Here is an 18412-nt window from a genome sequence, read left to right as displayed (position 1 = left end):
TTACAAACAGCAACGAATTTGTACTTTTGTACCCATGTCGTATACAGATAACATCGTAGCCTTGGCAACCCCATCCGGAACAGGAGCCATTGCAGTGATTCGGGTTTCGGGACCAGATGCCATAACCCTTGCAGACCCTTTGTTCAGGTCTATTAAAGGCAAAAAATTGGTGCAACAGAAGAGCCACACCATTCATTTAGGGCACATTGTTGATCAAGGCAAGGTATTGGACGAGGTGCTTGTTTCCATATTTAAAGGACCACACTCGTATACCGGAGAAAATGTTATCGAAATTTCCTGTCACGGCTCCCCTTATATTCAGCAGCAGATTATACAGTTATTATTAAGGAATGGATGTCGTTCCGCATCCGCAGGAGAATTCACCTTGAGGGCCTTTTTGAACGGTAAAATGGACTTGAGTCAGGCGGAAGCTGTGGCCGACTTAATCGCGAGCGATAGCGAAGCCGCCCACGATATCGCCATGCAGCAAATGCGGGGAGGTTTCAGCAATGAAATTCAAGAATTGCGACAGGAATTGCTGAATTTTGCTTCCTTGATCGAGCTTGAACTGGACTTTTCGCAGGAAGATGTAGAATTTGCAGATCGAACCCAATTCAACCAACTCCTAAGCCGTATCAGTGAAGTACTTAAAAAGCTGATTGACTCCTTTGCTTTGGGTAATGTTATCAAAAACGGAATCCCAGTGGCCATTGTCGGTCAGCCCAACGTGGGAAAATCAACATTGCTCAATGTACTCCTCAACGAGGAAAGAGCCATCGTAAGTGAAATTGCAGGAACTACGCGGGATACAGTGGAAGACCATATCAGCATTAAAGGCATCAATTTTAGGTTCATAGATACCGCAGGAATCCGGGAAACGGTAGACGTTGTTGAAAAAATAGGAATTGAACGTACCTTCGACAAGATTGAAAAGGCCCGTCTCATCATCTACCTTTTTGACGGCATGGCCTTTGATAAAAAGGAACTGGAACAGATTCAAGAAAAATATCCCGACAAACGATTGTTGCCCATCTGCAACAAAACTGATTTATTGAACCCTGAACAAGTAGATAAAATTAAATCGGAAATCCCCGATGTTCTGTTCCTTTCCGCAAAGCTCAAAACCGGTATCCCAGAACTGGAACAGAAACTTCTATCATTAGTAGATTCTGGTGCATTGAGCGGGGACAATACCATTATTACCAATAGTAGGCATTATGATGCGCTGCTCAAGGCTTTGGAAGAAATCCAAAAAGTAAAGGAAGGGTTGGATATGGAACTCTCCAGTGACCTCATGGCCATCGACATTCGACAGGCGTTATACCATTTGGGTGAAATTACGGGCAGCGTGACAACGGATGACCTTTTGGGCAATATCTTTTCCAACTTCTGTATCGGGAAATAATCCTTTTTATCAATTTCTGGGAAGTAAAACTACAGCGGGCAGTGACAACACGAAAGCTCAACTTATACCCTTGTAAGTATTCGGTAAAATAGCCAACTAAAATTCTAATACTTTTTCCTAAAAAGGGACCGAAAATTTTGGTTTTCTGGTCTTCGTTTAAACCCGTAAAACGGTAGTAATGGATTCAACAATTCACTCCAAATTGTTGTGTTTAACAAAAAATTAGGATTGTGCGGATTATGCACCATATTAACAATATCCTTGAGCCATATTGCTAAATTAAATTTAATATTTTACATTATATGTATTAAATATTCTTAATTTGATAAATTATTTTCAATAATTAAACACTTTTTTTGCATTTCTTTTATTAAATCATCTTGGTTTTTTAAGACCGTTTCATTGGAATTGTTTTTAAAAAGGGTCATTTTAGCGGTTGACTAATTCAAAAATCATTCTAATGAAGACAAAAACAAATGCAGTTTTGCTACTGCTTTTAATGTTGTTTGTGCAGGCTACGTTTGCACAAAGTAGGACAATCTCGGGGACGGTTACCTCCGCCACCGATGGTCTGCCACTACCCGGTGCAAATGTTATTGTGAAGGGCACTTCAAATGGTGTGCAGACAGATTTCGATGGAAATTATTCCATCTCTGCCAGTAATGGACAAACCTTGGTTTTTTCATATCTTGGGCTTAAAACCAAAGAAATTGCAGTTGGGTCACAATCTGTGATCAATGTAACCCTTGAAGAGGATGCCCAGGCACTCGAAGAGGTTATTGTTACTGCTTATGGTACCAGTACCAAGGAGGCCTTTACCGGTTCCGCCAGTGTTGTTGGAGCAGAAGAGCTATCCATTAGGAACGTGACCTCTCCTATTGCCGCCATTGAAGGTCGTGCCACAGGGGTACAGTTTACCTCAGCAACTGGTCCCGGTTCTTCTCCCGGTATTGTAATCCGTGGTGTGGGTACGTTGAACGGTGATACCGATCCGTTGTTCATCGTTGACGGGGTGCAGTACGAAGGTGCACTGAACACCATCAACCAAGAGGATATCGAATCCTTCACCATCCTTAAGGATGCCGCCTCTACCTCCCTGTACGGTTCGCGTGCAGCGAACGGTGTGGTAATCATTACCACCAAAAGTGGTAGAAAAGGGGGAATCCAAGTAAATGCTTCCATGCAGTACGGATTGGTGGACACGTCCATTCCTTTCTATCCAGAACTTTCCCCTGGCGATTATTACGAGACCATGTGGGAAGCTTTGAAGAATTCAAGTGCCGGTGGTGGAGATCCCGCTTTCGCATCTGCCAATATCTATAATAACTTGGGATACAACCCATTTAATGTACCCAACGACCAGATTGTGGGTACGGACGGACAGTTGAATCCCAATGCCAGCGTTATCTACCAAAGTCTTGACTGGTACGATTTGTTGGCAAGAACTGGTGTACGCCAGAACTATAACGTGAACGTTTCCGGTGGTGGCGAAGACCACAAAGTATTCTTCTCCGCTTCCTATTTGGATGAGGACAGTTACGTAGTGACTTCCAATTTTGATCGTTTGACCACGCGTTTGAACGCAGAGTTCGATGTGAACGATAAATTGACCATTGGTGGTAGTGCCAACATCACCATTACCGAGGCTGTAGCACCAAGCTCAGCTGGTACTGGAAGTATTGTGAACCCATTTGGTTTTGCTAAGAACATTGGTTCCGTTTATCCTGTTTACGTAAACGACCTCCAAGGTAATATCGTAAGGGATGTATTTGGAAATCCTGTTTTTGACAATGGTGAAGGCTTTCCGGAATTCAATATCGGGTCAAGACCTATCAGCCAGGGGCGTCACGCGCTACAAGAGTTGTTGTTGAACGATGAGCGTAGCAGAAACAACACTTATGGTTTCCGTTTCTTTGCCGAGCAAGAGATCATTGACGGTCTTAGCGTGCGATTGAACTACGGCAGGGATATCAACGAAATTCTTATCAAAGAGTATGAAAATGCCGTGATTGGTGATGCACAGCCCGATGGAAGGTATGGGGAGACGCGAAGCAGAAGACAGGTGGAAAACTTTAACCAGATCATCTCCTACAGAAAGAGCTTCGGCGATCACAACCTCGATATTACCGCAGGCCACGAAAGCTTCGATAGAACCTACACGGAAAACAGTGGTTTGAAGACCATTCAAGCAGCCAATGGTATCTTTGAGTTCGATAACTTCTCGAACATTGTGGATTTGGCGGGTGCTTCTACCAGAAAGAGTATCGAAGGGTATTTCTCAAGATTGAACTATAATTACAAGAACAAATACTACATCAGTGGTTCCGTTCGTCGTGACGGTTCTTCCGTATTTGATTCCGATACCCGATGGGGTACCTTCTACTCTGTAGGTGGTTCTTGGAGAATCGACCAAGAAAACTTCTTGAAAGGTTCTGAAGTGGTCAACCAATTAAAATTGAGAGCTTCTTACGGTGAGGTAGGTAACGATGACCTATTGGATTTCTTCCTTTCGCAGCCAAGATTCTCCATTACTTCCAACGCGGCCAATCCTGCCATTATTTATACGGATATAGGAAATGCCGACCTGCAGTGGGAGACCATCGAGAACTTTGACGTTGCCTTAGAGTTTACCTTGTTCAACAACTTCTTGGACGGTTCCGTGGAATACTATAAGAGAAATTCCTCTGACCTTTTGTACAACTTGCCTATTGCACCAAGTAACGGTCTGAACGAGGTTCCCGTGAACGTTGGGGACATGTTCAACTCTGGTTGGGAAATGGCTTTGACCGCCAACCTTTTCAATAGACCTGATTTTAGATGGAATGTGACCTTGCAGGCCTCAACCTTCAAGAACGAAATCACCAGCTTGCCTTCTCCATTTGTGAACGGTTCCAAGCGTTGGGATGTGGGACGTTCAAGGTTTGATTTCTTTATTTTGAGAACTGCTGGTGTAGATCCAGAAACTGGAGACCAGTTGTTCCTACAGTATGAATTGGACGATGACGGAAACAGTGTTCCTGTATTAGATGCCAATGGCGAGATTGCCACTACCAACGATTGGCAGGAAACCGAGCGTGCCTATACAGGTGAGAGCTCTATTCCTGACCTATTGGGATCTATTGCCAACAGCATCAGCTACAAAGGATTTTCCTTTGATTTCTTGATCAACTACGGTATCGGCGGTAGCGTATTGGACAATGCGTACTCTGCTATGATGCACAGTGGAAACTATGGTAGCTCTTTGCACCCTGACATTTTAAGGGCGTGGAGACAACCCGGTGACATCACCGATGTTCCTAGAATGGAAAACGGTAACCCGAACTTGGTACGTACACAATCCGATCGTTTCTTGACAGATGCCTCATTCTGGGCACTGCGTAACGTGAACTTGGGCTACACCTTTGACAGCAAAATCGCCAACCAACTTGGCCTTGACCAGTTGAGGATTTCCCTTACCGGTGAAAACCTATATACCAAGAGTGAGCGAAAAGGACTTAACCCACAGTTCAACTTGGCCGGTACAGGTGCAGGTAACGACTTTAACCCCGCCCGTATCATCTCATTGGGGCTGAACGTAACTTTTTAAAAAAATCAAATGATGTTAAGAAAAATAAATCTAATGTTACTGGCTTTCCTAGGGATCGCCATAACTTCATGCGACGACGACTTTTTGGAAACAACGCCCACGGATGCCATTTCTGCCGCCGATGCGTTGGCCAACGAGGACAACATGCAACTAGTATTGAACGGATTACACCGAAGTCTTTACTCACAGTTGCAGACCATTATTCCAGGTGGAAGTAGTAATAGGGCAGGAAACCATTATTGGGTGCCTCTTGGGGATAACCTTTCCGGAGGTTTGATCCACTCCGCCAATGCCAACAACTTGGGTTGGAGAACGGAGATGCAGTGGAACTCCCATACCGATCAGACATCATTGACCTCTGAATTGTTGTGGTACCACAGGTATAACACCATTTTGGGGGCCAACCTCTTGATCAACAGGGGAACTGACGGAACCTTGGTGGAGTCACCACAGTTGAACGAAATTTTGGGACAGGCCTACACCTATAGGGCCTATGCCTATCTTTCCTTGGTGCAGCATTATGCCAAAGGGTATTTGATCGGGAATCCTGCAAGCGACCCAGGGGTACCATTATTGTTCTCTTCGGAGTCTCCCTTTACCAGTGAGCCAAGATCGACCGTTCAGGAAATCTATGACCAGATCGAGGCAGACCTAGCTGCCGCCATCGATCGTTTTGAGGAAGGTTCAGGAAGGCCTAGCGGAGGCGCCGAAACCAAATCTCAATTGAATATCAATGTTGCCTACGGTCTTTTGGCCCGTACAGCCCTATCCAAAGGGGATTGGCAAACAGCTGCTGATGCCGCCGTAATGGCACGTCAGGGCTTCCCATTGATGGGTGAGGAAGATTGGAAATCAGGCTTTAATACGAATAACCTTTCCGAGGTGATCTGGGGAAGCAACGTAATCGAAGCTGAAACCACATTTTTCCGTTCCTACTTTTATTTGATAAGCAATACCTTCAATGGTAGCCAGAACAGGAGCAACCCAAAGATTGCCGATAGAAGGGTAATCGATGCCGCTCCGGATACGGACTACAGAAAGGATATGTTCATCGTAGATGCACCGAACACCAACAGTTCTGCGGCCAACAATCTAGGAGGACTTGATCCCAATACCGGTCTGCCAAGAGATCCCAATTATGCCAACGATTTGGAAGGCTATAATGAACGTAGGGAAGAAATCAATACGGAATACGGTATAAACAACAATTTCAACCAGCATCCGTATATGCAGTTTAAATTGAGGAACGCCACTCCAGCGACCATATCGCCTGATGATGTGATTTACATGCGTACTTCTGAAATGTACTTGATCGAGGCAGAGGCCAAGGCGATGTTGAACGACATCCCAGGTGCCCAAGAAGCTTTGAGACCTTTGGGAGAAGAGCGTGACAGTGCTTACGACGTAACCATCTATAACACCCAAGAGTCCATGATGGAGCACATCAAGTTCCAAAGACGATTGGAGTTGTGGGGCGAAGGTTTCGGCTACACGGACAAAATCCGATGGGACGAGGGAATCGACCATGCTGCAGACGGAGGTTCCGGAGCATCGGCCGTACTTTACCAAGAAGCGTATCAAATCGAGCGTCCATCGGTGAACGATGATTGGATCTTCAAGATCCCACAAGCGGAGTTGGATGCCAACCCGAACTTGTCACCATCAGACCAGAACTAATCCGATCAGGATAGATTAGTCATAAAAAAGGCCCCTCACCTTGGTGGGGGGCTTTTTTTTGTGTTGAACCAATAACTGACCCCTACAGACCAGTAAAATGCATTGTTCAAATCTTCTTCGAAAGTTCCCGTTTCCGTGGTGAGCGTGGCACTTGTTTGTGGTAGTGCCCACACGGGGCTAAAAGAAAGAATAAATCTCTCAAAATGATATTGTAAAGGAAAACTCAACTCCACATTAAGGATGTTGAATTCCGAAGCTTCCGCAATCTGCACACTTGTTGTTTGGGTCTCATCCAAGGTTCCGCCTTGACCATTACCCTGTCCGCCAGCCCCTGTTTTCCTGCTTCCCAACCGGCTTGTGGAGTAGTACTCCTCATAAAAGTACTGAGAGCCTGCATATACGGAAACTCTAGGAGCAAATAACAGGTGATCTTTCATTGCCTTGAAGGTTTTATCTACCATCAGCCCCAGAAAAAAGTCGGGGGAGCTCGTCTTGTTAAAATAAGAACTGGCATAAAGGGATAGTTCCACTAACTTAAAATCATAACCGATAAGTCCAGTGACATCTGCCACCGTCTCCGATTGGACATTATAACTTGCATCATTATAAAAGTATGCACTTGCAGAAACACCTACATTCCAACGGTCGGAACCCAAAAGATAGCCGCCCGTTACATAAAACAGGTCCACACGTTGATCCTCGGAGCCTACCAAGTAGGAAACAGTGGCGTCTGCAAATAAACCAGAACTATCATAATAGCTTACGGAAGGTAATAGATAGGGGGCTGCTACGGAATCCCTACGGCCCATAAACACAGCATCGCTGACATAACTCAAATCCATTAACAAATAAGATTCCTTTTTCTCGGCCCTATCCTTATCGGTTCTTTGAGCGAGTGTGGTATATGGTGCAATACATAACAAACCTAAAAGAATGAGGAGATGTTTCATGATACGGTAAATTATATACTACTTAAGGGGCTTGTCCATTGCTTTTTTGACAAGCCCCTGCGCTAATTCCACAACATTACTTGCCTCCTTTTTTCTTAAGGGCTGTTTTGTTCATGGATTTTTTGGATTTCATGTTTTTGATGGATTTCATCTGCTTGTTCATCATCATTTTTCGATGATTATACATATTCGCGAACTTGTCACCATTTAGGTTCAAACATTCACCCTCCTTAAGTCTAATCTGTTGACGGTTTTGGTTCATGTACGTTCCAGTTGGGTCAACCATTGCCCCATTGGCAAGTTGGAGGCGTTCCTGCAATCTATTTTGTGATTGTGTCCGTATCTGGTACACTTCCCCATCAATGCGCATTAGTTGGAATCGGTTTTGGTTGCGTTCCTTCACCTGAGTATCTGTAAGTCCCTTGTCGGATTGCATTACCTTATATCGGTACTGATACTCATTCCGATATTTGACGCCATCATTGTCCAAACATTCCCCATCCTTCAGCCTAAGTCTATCACGATCACGGGTCAAATAAGCACCGTTTGGATAGACAATAGTCCCATCATCCAACGTTATGGGATCTTGTAACCGAATTTGGTCACGATCTCGAATCTGAAGTACATCGCCATCGACCAACATTAATCGGTCTTGATTTTGATCGGGATCTTGGACCCTGTCCCTATCCCTGTCCTGAGCATTTAGTGCCATTGTTCCCAAAACAACAAACACCAACATTACAATCTTTTTCATGGTACTCGTTTTTAAAAGTTAACAACTACCAAATTAGAATCATCAAAACTAAAATCCTATGATTTATATCATTAAACTGCTGTAATACAGGTATTTACAACTTAACTATGGTAACTTAAGTTACATAAAAAACATAATCGTTTGTTTATCAACGAGTAACAAATCGATACAGATCATCAGTTATCTGGAACAATTTTCCCTTTAGGGAAGTTTCACGCTCTGGATACTCCATTGGATAAGTTTCCACTATTTGATATTGGTATTGACCAACAGTGACCGATGACCAACGTTTTGGGAATAAAATATCGCCGGTTTACTGAATTTCCACGAGTAAATACAATACCAAGGGCAGTCGTGCTATGCCCGTCTTCTGTCATGCTTTTACTGGTGATGGGATTTTAATCGATTTTATCAATGGGAATGGTTAAAAAACAGATATACCTGATACATAAACAAGCCGATGCCGGCAATTATCAAATACACATTGGATGCCTTGTAAAATGCAGCATAACTTGACTTTCCCTTCCAGCTGTTGATGAGTAAAATAATAGGTATTAGTGCTGCAATCTGCCCAAATTCAACACCTACATTAAAACTGATGATTTTTAAAAGAATTTGGTCGTGGCCCATATCAAAGGACTGCAACCTCGTGGACAATCCCAATCCATGGATAAGTCCAAACAAAAATACCATTCCCAATAAATTGGGTGATTTGACGCCCAACTTCCCAAATCCATCCAAGTTTTCAAACCCTTTGTACAGGACGCTTAAGGCAATTATGGCATCAATTGCATATTCATTGACCTGTATACCAAGGTAGGTACCTCCCAACAGGGTGATACTATGCCCAATGGTAAATACGGTAATAAACTTCACGATGTCCCGGAATCCCTTTAGAAAAAAGATGACCCCTGCCAAAAATAACAGGTGGTCATATCCCGTAAGCATGTGTTTGGCCCCGACCCATAGATAGGATAGCAATCCTCCGTCGTTTAAAATTTGCTGATCTCCGGAACTCACATCGTGGGCCAACAAAATGGATGGAAATAACATTAAACCGATGAACAACAGCAGTTGGGTAACAAAAGGGCTGAACATTTTTATTTCTTCGCGTTTTTAAAATAGAGAAAGAGACCCGCTATCACCACCAAACTGACCAACCAGAAGACGTAGGATGGAAAACCTTGCTCCTCTTCATGGGCATGTCCATGCTCGCTTGCGGAATGGGCATTATGTTCGGCACTATGTCCCGAACCCACTGCAAAAGTGAGCGTGGCCCAGTTGGACTCGTGGGTCAGCCCTTCCTCTTCGGATTGGACCATATAGATGGTTCTTAAATGCCAAATCCCTTCGGAGGCAATTTTAAATTCCAGTATACCAGCTTCATTGGTACGAAGTTGAAGTCCCGCATTATGATCATGGTCCGCCGTTTCACCACTTTCGTGGGTATGGGGCTCCCCGCCATCATGACTGTGTTCAGTAGTAGTGGATTCCCTCGTCGTTTTGGAACCGATAATGACCAGCTGATTGGCCAAAGGCTTCCCATCATAGAGCAATTTCACTTTTAAGGAGTGGCCCGCGTGCAAATCATACGGGTTTTCTAGCGGTATAAACTCAATGGGATATCCCAGTTCGGTATTCCAGTCTTCGGATAGGCTATCCCCCACCTGAAAAATGGTCTTAACATGCTTGGAGTATTTTTCGACTGCGTCTTCCTCGAGGGCACCGTTATTTTTTCTCCATTCCAACATATCTACCACCCCATCGTGGGCCAAATAATCGTTAAAGGATTTGGCATCCAATGCAATATTCCGTGGGGCGGTGGAAACACCAGCCACCCATGTTCCAGAATTCCCTGTGGTAAAGTTCAAAAAAGTGATGCTATCTTTTTCGGTCCATTGGGTTGAGTCGACTTGGATGCGCTGGCCATTGCCCACCAAACTCACATCCAACATGCGGTTTCTATCAATTACATTTTCACTTTTGTCAAAAGTGCCATTAAACAATTGGATTGTGGCCTGCGTATTTGGCTCCAGAAAATAATTGTCCAATTTCAAGAACATATCATGGCTACACAACAGCAGGATGGCTCCTACTCCCCAAAAAAACTTTTTCATTCTAATTTTGATATTAATGTATTCGAGCTTGAATATAAAACCTTACCCCCTATTTCTATAAAAGTTTATGATAAAAAAAAACAAAATCATGCTTTAGCCCTAAAACATTTTAAGTAGTAAGCGAATAATGGATTTTTAATTCCCCGCCATACAGCTATTTCATTTTTGTGTACCTGTAGAGGTCATCCGTAGCCTGTAATAATTTTCCCTTTAGGGAAGGTTGAAGTTCTGGATGCTCCTCAAGATATGTTTCCACCAGTTGATATGCTTCGGGCGATTGGTATTGTCCAACAGTGGCGGACAACCAACGTTTTGGGAAGAAAATATCGCCCGTCTTCTGAATCTCTTCGAGCAAATCCAATGCCAAGGGCAGTTGTGCTATGGCCGTTTTTTGGCGCAGCGGATGGTGCAAATAACCACAGGCGGTAACTACCCATGATTCCTTCTCACGGTTCTTGGGGTCTTCAAAAGATTCAAAAAAAGTAGCCCTAATCCCTTCATCCGACGCTACGGCAGGTGAAAGAAACTCAAAGCGTTCTATTTTATCGGGATTGTCCAGCTCATTCTTGGCCTTCTCCAATATAGTTGACGCAAGCTCATGGTCATAAAGCGAAAGTAATAGGGCCATTTCTGTATAATCATCCTTATTCAGCCTTAATCCTGGAATATTTTGGTCCTTATTCCATACAGCGTACAACCGTTGTTTTCCATTTTTGGAGTAGGCCAAATCTTTCCATAGCTGGAATAAGTTCTTTTTAACATTGGGCTCATATCTTTTCTTGAACATTTCGTTCCAAAGGAGCTCTTCCACTTCGGCCTGCATCACAACCCGTTGTTCCGTGGTAAAGAAATTCCAGAACAAGTAGCTTGCTTGCCCACTAATGATTCCGTGTACAAATTCATTTTGCTCGTTCAGGACACCGTTCATAAAAACATCAAAGGCCAAAAGCGGATCTACATTTCCCGACAGTACATTTTCGTATGTATTCAAGTAGGAATAGGCACGGGCCACCTCATCGGAAAGCTTTGCAATGGCACTCAAATAATCTGTATCCACAGGAAAAAGCCCATACCCAAAGGCATCCGAATTATAAATAATGGTCTTTGGTTTGGGCAAACCCTTCGCCATATTCACCTCCACGCTACGATCTGAAATAATCACAGGAATGGTTCTTGTGCTATCCAGATACACCAAGGTAATTTCAAAGGATTGAGGCCATAATTTGTCACTACCATCCTCTGCCTGCTGTGAAATGGTAAAATTAGCAATCTTATCATTTTGATAACTAATCTGCTCTGTTAGGATAGGCCTTCCCGATTGGTTTACCCATACCTCGCTCCAAGCTTTGAGGTCCGTTGGGGTTTTCTCGTCCAGAATATCGACCAAATCGTTCCAGGTAGCATTCCCATAGGCATAGGTTTTGATGTACTCTCGAATACCATTGCGAAATGCTTTCTCGCCTATGGTCGCCTCCAGTTGGCGCATCATAATCGGGGCTTTATTGTAAATGATTCCCCCATATAAACTACCGGCATTCTTGAGGTTATCTAAATCCTGACGTATGGGGTTAGTGCCACGGGTCCTGTCTTCCCCATAGGCACCCCGGTAATGTGACATCATAAATTGCAGCTTGTGATTAATGTTGGGAAAGGCCGGATTGATGATTTTATCGGCCATAAAATTGGCGAAAACCTCTTTCATCCAAACATCGTTGAACCAGTCCATTGTGACCATGTCCCCGAACCACATGTGGGAGGTTTCGTGGGCAATGAGCTTGGCGCTTCCCATAAGCCTTCGTTCTGTAGCGCTTTCGTCCAAAAAAATGGAGCCTTGGCGGTATTGGATGGCTCCCACATGCTCCATTCCCCCATATTGAAACCCGGGAATGGCGGCAAAGTCCAATTTCTTGAACGGAAAATCGAACTGGGTGTAATCCTTTAAAAAATCGATAGATCGTTGGTGGAGGTCAAATATTCTGGGGAGACTATAGGCTATTTTGGCGGAATCCGTTTCACGATAAAGCAGGGTCATATCAAACTGTCCCGGGTTTTCGGTGACCGATTCAAACTTTCCGACCACCATGGAAAACAGATAGGTGCTCATAGGGTCACTCACCTCAAATACATAGTGCGCCCTATTGCCTTCCAAAGTGCGCTCATGCAAGGGAGCTCCAGAGAGTACCTTCCAATCCGATGGAGCGGTAATATCCAATACATATTTGGCTTTGATATTGGGTTGGTCAAAACAAGGGAACAAGGTACTTGCCCTATCTGGAACCAATAAGGTATAGAGATAGTCCTCGTTTCGGTTCAATGAAAGCTCTCCAGCATGGAAGGCTATTTCGATGGTATTGGAGCCCTTCTTCAAACCTTTACTTATTATGATGTGCTCCTTTTGATGGTCAATTTCTTGGGATTCCCCGTTGACTTGAATTGTTTTTAAGAGAGCCGCATCCGCATTAAAGTCAAGATATAAGGGTTGCGATACGTCATTGATTTCGAGTTCTAGCTTTAGGTTTGAGGGTATCGGCTCTTCTTTTTTCGGAGGAATATCAAAAGAAAGATGGTAAACAACATTTGATACCTGACTTTCCCTGTATTCGGCCATTTTCAACGGAATGCCTTCAGCCAAAATATCCACTTGAGGATTTGACTGGCAGCCAATGATCAAAATACATCCGAGCAACTGAAGTAGACGTTTCGGTTTCATAGAAAGTGGGTTGGATTACGCTCTGAAAAGGTACCGCTTTTCCACTTCAGAAACAATTGCATCCGAATGGTTGTCTTTTGGATAAAATTCTATTCCGTTACCACATAATTTACAATGTCCACACCGGTATTTCCCGTTTTGGGGTTGAAGGCATACACCGTGATTTGGTAATACCCAGCTTCAGAAACGGGCACAACACCCTGAAAGGTGTTTTGGGTTGGATTTTTGAGTGGGACCTTAGCCACTGTTTGGCCTTCTTTTTTTACCATGGCCTTTACTTCCATAAGATTGGAATCCCAAATACCTCCAGCTTCAATGGGGCAACCGCACATCATTACGATATGGGCCTTAATGGGCAAACCTGATTGGGGAATCGATTCCAAAGCGATGTATTGGTGGGTATTGGGTGCAAGGATATCGACCACAAATCCGGGAATTTCAATCACTATGCCATCTCCCAAAATGTCTTTTCCTGGAATTAACCAGAGTTCGGTGCTTGCTTGTATGCGCGCATTTTTCTTATGGATTGGTGAAAGTACTTCTACACGAACCAAAGTGGGTTCTTCAATATCAACTACCGCTAAGAATCCCGCTGTTTTATCATCGCTCAACTGGGTGTAGCGTTCGTGGGGACTTTTCATGATCAGATTGGTGTTGCCGGTTGACCCAGTAGTATGGCCCTCGGCCAGTATTTCACCGTTCAATGTATTCCGGACGATGACATGTGCCCCTCCAATGGAGCTTCCCACAAACTTGGCATCTTTGGCCCTGGCGCGCACCATCAGCTTGGTTTCTGTTGCAAAAGCGTTTAAACTAAAGAAAAGTAAGGCAAGGTATAGGATAGTGTTCTTCATTTTGAGTCATTTTCAACCCTAAAAATAAGGTTTTTTATCTCGAAATGCAGTTTTTAAAATACTTTCCAACAGTTAGGCATTGCCTTTGTCCTGTAAGTTTTGAAGTTCTGAACTGGCCGCTTGAATCAGCCGTTTCAGATGAGTGGAATCTTTTTTGGGACAGGATTGCTTAAGATAATAAGTCGCGCTTTCAATCAATCTTTGACAATACGAAATCTGTTCTTGCAAGGGACACTTACAAATGGTTTGGGCGTATAATTGGTCCAATTGTCGTAACGAGGGTGTTTGCGTATGTTTTTTAAAAAACTTAATCATCGGGGAGTTGATTTGCAAACAAAGACCTCAAAAATCGAGCCAGAAGAGTTGTTTACTCCCCTTCCACCCGAAGCATGAATCCTCTGCGGCTTACGTTCACAATGCTCAATTTAGAATCTTGCGAAAGATGTTTACGCAAATGTGAGATAAATACGTTGAGGCTTTTTTTATTGAAGTAATCATTCTTGTCCCACACGGTGGTCAAGATTTCCTTGTGGGTACAAAGCTGATTTTTATTTTTGGCCAAAAGGGCCAATAAATCAAATTCTTTACCCGTCAATTTAATAGGTTGCCCCTTAAAACTGAGTTCAAAATTCTCCATGTTGAGGATGTAATCGCCTATTTCGTATTGGGAAACCTGTACCTCTTCATTTTCGGGGTTCACCAATCTGGCCAACAGGGCATTGATACGCACGACCAATTCCTCCTCGTCGATAGGTTTTTTCAAATAGTCCACCGCTCCCAAAGAAAAGCCCTTAAGGACATCTATTTTCATGGAACGAGCGGTCAAGAAAATAAAAGGTAGGTTGGGATTGATCGCCTTTATTTTTTGGGAAAGCTCAAAACCGTCCATATCGGGGAGCATCACATCCAATATGGCCAAATCAAATAGGTTGGTCTTTGTTTTTTGTATGGCTTCTGATGCGTCTTTGGCCCAAGTAACCGCAAAACCCTTCATCCCCAGATACTCGGAAAGCAAGTAGCCCAAGGAATTGTCATCCTCCACCAAAATCAATTTATATTTTTTCTCCATGTTTCGTCAGTTTAAGGGATAGGGTAAATGTGGTGCCCTGTCCAGGTTCGCTCTGTACTTGAATGGTACCACGGTGCATTTTAATGATTTTTTGTACGTAGTATAGCCCCAAGCCATAGCCTTTCACTTTGTGCACATCTCCATTTTTGATTCTAAAGTATTTCCTGAAAATCTTTTTGATATCCTCTTTGGCAATACCTTGACCATTATCTGCTATACTGATAAAAAGATGTCCTTTTTGCTTGTAGGCCTTAAGTTTTACTTGGGGGTCATCGGAGTATTTCTTGGCATTTTCCAATAAATTGGCCACTACATTTTCCAAATGGAATTTTTCCGCCTTAATGATGTAGGGGCCATTTTCCAATTCAAATTCAAAATCAGTGCCTTCATGTTCGGCCAAAAGCGCAAAACCACTACAAATGCGCTCTAGCTCCGGTTTAAAGTCGATTTCCTGAAACTGCAATACCTTTTTTCCCGATTCCATACCGGCCAGTTCCAGCACCTTGTCGATATGCTTTTTGAGCCTATCAGACTCTGTTCGAATCAATTCGACCACCGCCTTTTTGCTTTCGGGCATGTCCTGTTCCAAAATCTTGGTCGCCAATCCAATGGAAAAAACTGGGGTTTTAAGTTCATGGGTCAGGTTATTGATAAAATCGTTGGTGGTGGTATTGATACTGCGCTGCAGATAAAATGATTTGAGGACCCAAATGACCACCACAATAATCATCAAAAGGAATAATAGCCCGGGAATTATAAGCCCTCGTATCTGCCCTAAAAAGTAGTTGTTCAGGTCTTCAAAACCAATTTCCAGAATGATTTCCTTTTTCAGCAACTCGGGCAAATAGCCACGCACCTTTATGGGGTAAGTGAGGTTTTCCTTGGCCCCAAGATGGGGACGTATGGAACTCAAATACGTGATGGAATCGCGAGAATACAAGGTGTAGGTAAAAGGTGCGTCGATTCCCGAAACATTCAATTGGTAGGAAATATAATCGTTTAGATAATACTGGGACGCTTTTTGCAGACTATCGAGCCCAATCTTGACCTCGGAAGTATCCTTTCGTATAGCATTGCCTAAAGTGTAGGTCAAGGAGTTGACTTCTGACAGTTCACTGTTGATGTTTTCCCTGGCCTTATCTATTTTATCCGAAAACTGGGCTTTTGCCAAACCAAGGCCCACACGCAAATATTGGTATTGTACCACCAATAGGCCAATAACAGCAATCACAAAAACTAGTACATAGAGGTTCCTCTTGGTCAGCATACCGCTAAATAAACAAAAATATACCAGCTAATTACCGATTGGTTAACCCTATTAATCTTTCATTAACCTTTTTGATCTTTTATTAGTCGCAGTGTGTACAACGAAACCTTATCTTAGACTTGAGTTTAGTTAAAACATATAGAAGTAGTGAATCCATCAAACCGACCTCCACAGGGCGGTTTTTTGGTTTAAGCTATCTTAGTGTCCCAATTTGGTATGGATAGAGTTGCTCAAGTCTGCATATCCCTTATCTTTGAAGTCCAAATTTTATACATGTTCCATATTTTTCAGAAAAAGGAATTCCTTGTGGATCACTTACACGGGTTGGTAGATATCCACAACCACATTTTGCCCGGAATTGACGATGGTGCAAAAACGGTGGAGGACTCCATATCCTTGATCAAAGGCTTCTCTGAAATCGGGATTACTTCCTTTGTGTGCACTCCCCACATTATGCACAATGTTTACGACAACAACCCTAAGACTATAAAAGCGTCTTATGATACGCTAAGTAAAGAATTAAGTTCGCGTTCCATATTGGATATTAATTTATCATATGCCGCTGAGCATATGATTGACGATAATTTTGAGCATATCTTGGAGGAAGAAGAGGTTATGCCCTTAGGAAAGGACCATTTGCTCGTAGAAATGTCTTACTTACAACCTTCCTTTAATTTTGATATTGCCGTTGAAAAGGTAAAAAAGAAAGGGATATTTCCCATCTTGGCGCATCCAGAGCGGTACATGTACTTTCATGGTAAGTACGGAAAATATCCTTCTTTAAAGGCTGATGGTGTTTTGTTCCAGCTTAATTTACTTTCATTAAGCTCGGAAGCGTACGGTGGTGGAGTACAAAAAACGGCCAAAAAGTTACTGGATGATGGCCTTATCGATTTTGTTGGAAGTGATATTCACAATATAAGGCAGCTTACCTTGTTAAAAGAGGTAAAAGTGTCCAAGAAGGCAATTCAACAGTTACTTCCAATAATCGATGGTACCATTCGGACCTTTTATTGAATTCAAATTTCGAATTGGTAAATAGCAATGTACCATCAATACCTTTAATTAACTTTAAAGAAAAATAGCGCCCTTTTGCAAAGGCGCTATTATAATTTTTATTATTTGACTATTACACTATTCGATACAGAACTATTTTCTGACAATTAACTGTTTGAAGTATATCCTGCCATCTATAGTCATCATTTTCAGATGATATACTCCCGACTGTAAATTATTGATAGGAAAGCTATATCTACTCCTTCCTTCCATAAAATTTGATGGGGCGAACGTACGCACAAGTTGTCCTGATGAGTTAAAAATCATTAGATCTTTTAGTTCTATATCTGGGGAACTAGCTACTAAGGTGATATTTGTTGCTCCTGGATTTGGGAACAGGATGATTTCAAAAGGAACAGTCTCACTATTATTGTTGGATTCTAGTTCCAATCCCTCTGGTGAGTCCACCGTGCTGAAAGAACCTGTTTTTGCACCCAAACCTGTAACCACCGAGAAGGTAATGGTCAGGGGCTGCCCCAAGACCCCACTGCTCGCCGTACCACCGTTGTAGGCCGTGGCAGTCAAGGTGTAGTCTCCCAAGGGAAGGTCCTGCGCTTCATAGTTGCCCGATATATCCCCGAACAGTGCGTAAGGTGCCACTCCTTCACGGCGCGAAACGGTCTCTGGGCCTGTTAATTGAAGTAGCACACTACCCGGATTGCCCAAGGTATTCGCCCGAACGTTCAGCGACTGCCCGCCCGTGGGGCCCAGGTCAAGCTGCTGTCCATCGGAAATATTGAAAAGGTCGGTGTCCGTCGATGCATCCACCAAGGTAAGGCTTGTCACGCCCTCGCTGATGGGGCCCGTCACGTTGATGGAAACCGTGTCGGTGTCGGTCTGACCGTTCGCATCGGTAACGGTGAGAACCGCACTGTACGTGCCCGTATTGGCATAGGTATGGACAGGGTCGGCATCCGTCGAGACCGCACTGCCGTCTCCAAAGTTCCATTGGTAACTGCTTATCCCC

At 43.4% G+C, this 18412-nt stretch carries 13 protein-coding genes; 4 read left to right on the top strand and 9 right to left on the bottom strand.

Features of this window, described 5'->3' with window-relative positions; all coding sequences use genetic code 11:
- Positions 1-34: 34 nt before the first annotated feature.
- From mnmE to EO130_RS06275, 3 genes are all read left to right on the top strand, one after another.
- Complete coding sequence (gene mnmE / locus EO130_RS06285) at positions 35-1405, top strand: tRNA uridine-5-carboxymethylaminomethyl(34) synthesis GTPase MnmE (protein ID WP_127140679.1); 1371 nt, start codon at positions 35-37, stop codon at positions 1403-1405.
- 460 nt (positions 1406-1865) lie between these two features.
- Positions 1866-4991 carry a SusC/RagA family TonB-linked outer membrane protein gene (locus EO130_RS06280; RefSeq protein ID WP_127140678.1) on the top strand — a complete coding sequence of 1042 codons (3126 nt, stop codon included), beginning with the start codon at positions 1866-1868 and terminating at the stop codon, positions 4989-4991.
- Between the two features lie 12 nt (positions 4992-5003).
- A complete protein-coding gene (locus tag EO130_RS06275) occupies positions 5004-6668 on the top strand; it encodes a RagB/SusD family nutrient uptake outer membrane protein (protein WP_127140733.1) in 1665 nt (554 codons plus the stop codon).
- A gap of 35 nt (positions 6669-6703) precedes the next feature.
- Here the strand turns inward: EO130_RS06275 and EO130_RS06270 are convergent, their stop codons facing one another.
- The 8 genes from EO130_RS06270 to EO130_RS06230 form a co-directional block, all read right to left on the bottom strand.
- Positions 6704-7618 (bottom strand): hypothetical protein, encoded by a 915-nt coding sequence (locus tag EO130_RS06270; RefSeq protein ID WP_127140677.1) that lies wholly within the window; start codon positions 7616-7618, stop codon positions 6704-6706.
- Positions 7619-7694: 76 nt separating this feature from the next.
- Positions 7695-8372: a DUF6799 domain-containing protein gene (locus EO130_RS06265; RefSeq protein ID WP_127140676.1), complete on the bottom strand. Its 678-nt coding sequence runs from the start codon at positions 8370-8372 to the stop codon at positions 7695-7697.
- 411 nt (positions 8373-8783) lie between these two features.
- A complete protein-coding gene (locus tag EO130_RS06260; protein WP_127140675.1) occupies positions 8784-9470 on the bottom strand; it encodes a HupE/UreJ family protein in 687 nt (228 codons plus the stop codon).
- Positions 9471-9472: 2 nt separating this feature from the next.
- On the bottom strand, positions 9473-10489 hold the full coding sequence (locus tag EO130_RS06255; protein ID WP_127140674.1) for a DUF4198 domain-containing protein: 1017 nt from the start codon (positions 10487-10489) through the stop codon (positions 9473-9475).
- A 154-nt stretch (positions 10490-10643) separates the two neighbouring features.
- Positions 10644-13199 carry a M1 family metallopeptidase gene (locus EO130_RS06250; RefSeq protein ID WP_127140673.1) on the bottom strand — a complete coding sequence of 852 codons (2556 nt, stop codon included), beginning with the start codon at positions 13197-13199 and terminating at the stop codon, positions 10644-10646.
- A gap of 89 nt (positions 13200-13288) precedes the next feature.
- Positions 13289-14053, bottom strand: coding sequence for a hypothetical protein (locus EO130_RS06245; protein WP_127140672.1), 765 nt, complete (start codon positions 14051-14053; stop codon positions 13289-13291).
- Between the two features lie 367 nt (positions 14054-14420).
- Positions 14421-15122 (bottom strand): response regulator transcription factor, encoded by a 702-nt coding sequence (locus EO130_RS06235; RefSeq protein WP_127140670.1) that lies wholly within the window; start codon positions 15120-15122, stop codon positions 14421-14423.
- The gene (locus tag EO130_RS06230) at positions 15106-16389 is read right to left on the bottom strand and encodes a sensor histidine kinase (protein WP_127140669.1); all 1284 of its coding nucleotides are present in this window, start codon (positions 16387-16389) and stop codon (positions 15106-15108) included. Before EO130_RS06230 ends, EO130_RS06235 begins: the two co-directional genes overlap by 17 nt.
- Positions 16390-16662: 273 nt before the next feature.
- On the opposite strand from EO130_RS06230, the gene EO130_RS06225 reads away from it, so the two are divergent.
- Complete coding sequence (locus EO130_RS06225; protein ID WP_127140668.1) at positions 16663-17406, top strand: tyrosine-protein phosphatase; 744 nt, start codon at positions 16663-16665, stop codon at positions 17404-17406.
- A gap of 132 nt (positions 17407-17538) precedes the next feature.
- Here the strand turns inward: EO130_RS06225 and EO130_RS06220 are convergent.
- A partial coding sequence (locus tag EO130_RS06220; RefSeq protein ID WP_127140667.1) for a PKD domain-containing protein occupies positions 17539-18412 on the bottom strand: 874 nt, incomplete at its 5' end.

It is taken from the genome of Flagellimonas marinaquae (assembly GCF_003992675.1).
In the GTDB taxonomy this organism is placed as follows: domain Bacteria; phylum Bacteroidota; class Bacteroidia; order Flavobacteriales; family Flavobacteriaceae; genus Flagellimonas; species Flagellimonas marinaquae.
The sequence above is the reverse complement of the archived record's forward strand: the minus strand, read 5'-3'. Positions and strand labels throughout refer to the sequence as shown.

What these genes read in the sequence shown, in the direction of transcription:
- EO130_RS06225 (WP_127140668.1), top strand. Translation starts at nt 16,663, where the DNA reads ATGTTCCATATTTTTCAGAAAAAGGAATTCCTTGTGGATCACTTACAC.
- EO130_RS06230 (WP_127140669.1), bottom strand. Translation starts at nt 16,389, where the DNA reads ATGCTGACCAAGAGGAACCTCTATGTACTAGTTTTTGTGATTGCTGTT.
- EO130_RS06245 (WP_127140672.1), bottom strand. Translation starts at nt 14,053, where the DNA reads ATGAAGAACACTATCCTATACCTTGCCTTACTTTTCTTTAGTTTAAAC.
- EO130_RS06275 (WP_127140733.1), top strand. Translation starts at nt 5,004, where the DNA reads ATGTTAAGAAAAATAAATCTAATGTTACTGGCTTTCCTAGGGATCGCC.
- EO130_RS06280 (WP_127140678.1), top strand. Translation starts at nt 1,866, where the DNA reads ATGAAGACAAAAACAAATGCAGTTTTGCTACTGCTTTTAATGTTGTTT.
- EO130_RS06235 (WP_127140670.1), bottom strand. Translation starts at nt 15,122, where the DNA reads ATGGAGAAAAAATATAAATTGATTTTGGTGGAGGATGACAATTCCTTG.
- EO130_RS06250 (WP_127140673.1), bottom strand. Translation starts at nt 13,199, where the DNA reads ATGAAACCGAAACGTCTACTTCAGTTGCTCGGATGTATTTTGATCATT.
- mnmE (WP_127140679.1), top strand. Translation starts at nt 35, where the DNA reads ATGTCGTATACAGATAACATCGTAGCCTTGGCAACCCCATCCGGAACA.
- EO130_RS06260 (WP_127140675.1), bottom strand. Translation starts at nt 9,470, where the DNA reads ATGTTCAGCCCTTTTGTTACCCAACTGCTGTTGTTCATCGGTTTAATG.
- EO130_RS06265 (WP_127140676.1), bottom strand. Translation starts at nt 8,372, where the DNA reads ATGAAAAAGATTGTAATGTTGGTGTTTGTTGTTTTGGGAACAATGGCA.
- EO130_RS06270 (WP_127140677.1), bottom strand. Translation starts at nt 7,618, where the DNA reads ATGAAACATCTCCTCATTCTTTTAGGTTTGTTATGTATTGCACCATAT.
- EO130_RS06255 (WP_127140674.1), bottom strand. Translation starts at nt 10,489, where the DNA reads ATGAAAAAGTTTTTTTGGGGAGTAGGAGCCATCCTGCTGTTGTGTAGC.